At 65.9% G+C, this 3,543-nt stretch carries 3 protein-coding genes and 2 tRNA genes; 1 reads left to right on the plus strand and 4 read right to left on the minus strand.

Features of this window, described 5'->3' with window-relative positions; genetic code table 11:
* A partial coding sequence (locus BGO22_RS03510) for a ribonuclease R family protein (protein ID WP_286848995.1) occupies positions 1–1,162 on the minus strand: 1,162 nt, incomplete at its 3' end.
* 33 nt (positions 1,163–1,195) lie between these two features.
* Here BGO22_RS03510 and BGO22_RS03515 point away from each other — a divergent pair.
* Positions 1,196–1,280: transfer RNA gene (locus BGO22_RS03515), tRNA-Leu, on the plus strand.
* Between the two features lie 88 nt (positions 1,281–1,368).
* On the opposite strand, the gene rimO is transcribed toward BGO22_RS03515, so the two are convergent.
* The 3 genes from rimO to BGO22_RS03530 all read right to left on the minus strand — a co-directional run bounded on the left by rimO (position 1,369) and on the right by BGO22_RS03530 (position 3,535).
* Positions 1,369–2,754 carry a 30S ribosomal protein S12 methylthiotransferase RimO gene (gene rimO, locus BGO22_RS03520; RefSeq protein WP_070399991.1) on the minus strand — a complete coding sequence of 462 codons (1,386 nt, stop codon included), beginning with the start codon at positions 2,752–2,754 and terminating at the stop codon, positions 1,369–1,371.
* A 43-nt stretch (positions 2,755–2,797) separates the two neighbouring features.
* Positions 2,798–3,340: a polyhydroxyalkanoate synthesis repressor PhaR gene (gene phaR / locus BGO22_RS03525; RefSeq protein ID WP_070399990.1), complete on the minus strand. Its 543-nt coding sequence runs from the start codon at positions 3,338–3,340 to the stop codon at positions 2,798–2,800.
* Positions 3,341–3,458: 118 nt separating this feature from the next.
* Positions 3,459–3,535, minus strand: a tRNA-Val gene (locus tag BGO22_RS03530).
* Positions 3,536–3,543: the final 8 nt, after the last annotated feature.

A 3,543-nucleotide genomic window follows, 5' to 3' on the forward strand; every position in this document is an offset into this window, starting at 1 on the left:
GCTTGTGCGCGTCGTTGCGCGTGCGCGGCACGATGCGCTCGATGCGGCCCGATTCGTCGCAGACGATCTGCGTCTCCACGGTCTCGAAGTCCACCGCCCCGCGCGCGTTGCGCGCCGCCAGCAACGCGCGGTACACGTCGTGCAGGTTCAGCAGGTACGGCACCAGCGGCTTGCGGTTCATGGCCTCGGGGCCGCGCGTGTTCTGCAGGATCGCCGCCACCTCGGTGTAGGTGAGGCGCGCGTGGCTGAACATCACCGCCGGGTAGAACTGGTAGGCGTGGATCTCGCCGCGCGCGGTGATGAGCATGTCGCACACCATGCACAGGCGCTCCACCCCGGGGTTGAGCGAGCACAGGCCGTTGGACAGCTTCTCTGGCAGCATGGGGATCACGCGGCGCGGGAAGTAGACCGAGGTCGCGCGGTCGTAGGCGTCCACGTCGATGGGCGAACCGGTCTGCACGTAGTGGCTCACGTCGGCAATGGCCACCAGCAGGCGCCAGCCCTTGGCCTTGCCCACTTTCGCGGGCTCGCAGTACACGGCGTCGTCGAAGTCGCGCGCGTCTTCGCCATCGATGGTCACCAGCGGCACGTCGCGCAGGTCCACCCGGTGGCGCAGATCGCTCGGCCGCACGTGATCGGGCAAGGCGCGCGCCTGCGCCATGGCGGTCTGCGAGAACTCGTGCGGCACGCCGTACTTTCGGACCGCGATCTCGATCTCCATGCCCGGGTCGTCGATCTCGCCGAGCACTTCCTTCACACGCCCCACGGGCTGCCCGTACAGCGCGGGCGGCTCGGTGAGCTCCACCACCACCACCTGGCCCGGCTTGGCCGAGCCCGTGGCACCCTTGGGAATCAGCACGTCCTGGCCGTAGCGCTTGTCTTCTGGCGCCACGAGCCACACGCCGCCCTCTTGCAACAGGCGGCCGATGATGGGCGCCGTGGAGCGCTCGATGATTTCGGTGACGCGGCCCTCGGGACGGCCCTTGCGGTCGAGCCGCACGATGCGGGCCTTCACGCGGTCCTTGTGCAGCACCGCGCGCATTTCGTTGGAGGGAAGGTAGATGTCGGGCTGGCCGTCGTCGCGGACCACGAAACCGTGTCCATCACGGTGTCCGGAAACGACGCCATCAAATTCTGCAAGGAGGTTGTTTTTATCGCTCACTATTTCTCTGCTATACTGCTGGTTTCCTGAGATGCCCAGGTGGCGGAATTGGTAGACGCACTAGTTTCAGGTACTAGCGCCGAGAGGCGTGGAGGTTCGAGTCCTCTCTTGGGCACCATCATATAAGGGCCTGCAGTCCACAAGACTGCAGGCTTTTTCTTTGGCCGAATGCCGCAATGGCGCCGGCCAGGGCCGGCGGCCCCGGATCAAACGGGCAAGGCCACAAGGTCGTGACCGTCGGTATCAACAATACGGGCCCGCGTGAATTCGCCCACCTTCAGCGTCTTGCTGATCTTCTCGGGCGGCAGCAGCCGCACCACGCCATCGATTTCAGGCGCGTCCGCGTAGCTGCGGCCCACGGCCCCCTTCTTGCCCAGGCCGGGCGCGCTGTCCACCAGCACCTGCATGTTGGCGCCGATGCGAGCGCGCAGCTTGTCGGCCGACACCTGCTCGGCCACGGCCATGAAGCGCGCGCGGCGCTCCTCGCGCAGCGCCTCGGGCACCGGGTCGGCCAAGCCATTGGCGGCGGCGCCCTCCACCGGCGAATACGCGAAGCAGCCGGCGCGGTCGATGCGCGCCTCGCGCAGGAAATCGAGCAGGTGCTCGAATTCGGCCTCGGTCTCGCCGGGAAAGCCCGCGATGAAGGTGCTGCGCACGACGATCTGCGGACAGATCTCGCGCCAGCGCGCGATGCGCTCCAGGTTGCGCTCACCGCTGGCAGGCCGTTTCATGCGGCGCAGCACGTCGGGGTGGCTGTGCTGCAAGGGCACGTCCAGGTAAGGCAGCACCAGGCCTTCGGCCATCAGCGGGACGATTTCGTCCACGTGCGGGTAGGGATAAACGTAGTGCAGGCGCACCCAGGCGCCGAAGGGCTTGGCGAGCTCGCCCAATTCGCGCACCAGGTCGTGCATGCGCGTCTTCACCGGCCGGCCATCCCAGAAGCCGGTGCGGTACTTCAGGTCCACGCCGTAGGCGGAGGTGTCCTGGCTCACCACCAGCAGCTCCTTCACCCCCGCCTCGAACAGCTTGCGCGCCTCGGTCAGCACGTCACCGACGGGCCGGCTCACCAGGTCCCCGCGCATCGACGGGATGATGCAGAAGGTGCAGCGGTGGTTGCAGCCCTCGCTGATCTTGAGGTACGCGTAGTGGCGCGGCGTGAGCTTGATGCCTTGCGGCGGCACCAGGTCCACGAAGGGATCGTGTGGCTTGGGCAGGTGCTGATGCACCGCTTCCATCACCTCGTGCGTGGCGTGCGGGCCGGTGACGGCCAGCACGCTGGGGTGCATCTGGCGCACCAGGTTGCCGCCCTCTTCGCCTGCGCGCGCACCCAGGCAGCCGGTGACGATGACACGGCCGTTCTCGGCCAAGGCTTCGCCGATGGCGTCCAGGCTTTCCTTCACGGCGTCGTCGATGAAGCCGCAGGTGTTGACGATGACCAGGTCGGCGCCGTCGTAGGACTTGGAGGTCTGGTAGCCCTCGGCGCTCAGTTGGGTCAGGATCAGCTCGGCGTCGGTGAGCGCCTTGGGGCAGCCGAGGCTGACGAAGCCCACCTTGGGCACGGCGCCCGGGGCGGTTGCGGTGGATTCACTCATAGAGGCGGGATTGTCTCAGACCCCGCCCCAGCGTTCAGGCCATTCAGCGTTTGAGGCCCAGCGCGGCGAGCATCTGCTCACTGTTTTTCTGCATCTGCTCCTGCATCTGCGTGAAGGCGGTGCGCGACTGCTCAAGATAAGTGCCCATCATGCCCTGCATCATGGGCGACTGCAGGTTCATGAACTGCTTCCAGGCCTCGGGGTTGAGCCCGCCACCGCCCTGCTCCGCCATCTTCTGCTGCAGGTCCATAAAGATCTGGATGTTCTTTTCCAGATAGGACCCCATGAAGTCCTGCATGGCATGGCCGTAGAAACGGATGATGTTCGCCAGCACCTGTTCGGTGAAGATGGGCGCGCCGGCCGTTTCCTCTTCCAAGATGATCTGCAGCAGGATGCTGCGGGTGAGGTCTTCGTTGGTCTTGGCGTCACGCACCACGAAGGACTCGCTGCCCATCACCAAAGCCTTGACCTCGGCCAGGGTGATGTACGACGAGGTGTCGGTGTCGTACAGCCGGCGGTTGGGGTACTTCTTGATCACGCGCACGCCACGCGCACCCGCTGCTTCGGTCTTGGATTTGGTCGCCATTCCGGCATTCTAGGAACCGGCGGGGGGGTACCGGGCATGGTTTTCCCTGTGCAACCCGCCCCGCCTCATGGCCAAGACAAAGGGCCTGTCGCGGCGGCAACAGGCCCTTTGGGAAAGTTGGTAGGCGCGAAGGGACTCGAACCCCTGACCCCCACCATGTCAAGGTGGTGCTCTAACCAGCTGAGCTACGCGCCTTCGAACGA

The sequence above is a fragment of the Hydrogenophaga sp. 70-12 genome, assembly GCF_001897365.1.
Classification (GTDB): Bacteria; Pseudomonadota; Gammaproteobacteria; order Burkholderiales; family Burkholderiaceae_C; genus Hydrogenophaga; species Hydrogenophaga borbori.

Excerpts from the sequence above, each read along its gene's own strand:
- phaR (WP_070399990.1), bottom strand. The coding sequence starts at position 3,340 with ATGGCGACCAAATCCAAGACCGAAGCAGCGGGTGCGCGTGGCGTGCGC.
- rimO (WP_070399991.1), bottom strand. The coding sequence starts at position 2,754 with ATGAGTGAATCCACCGCAACCGCCCCGGGCGCCGTGCCCAAGGTGGGC.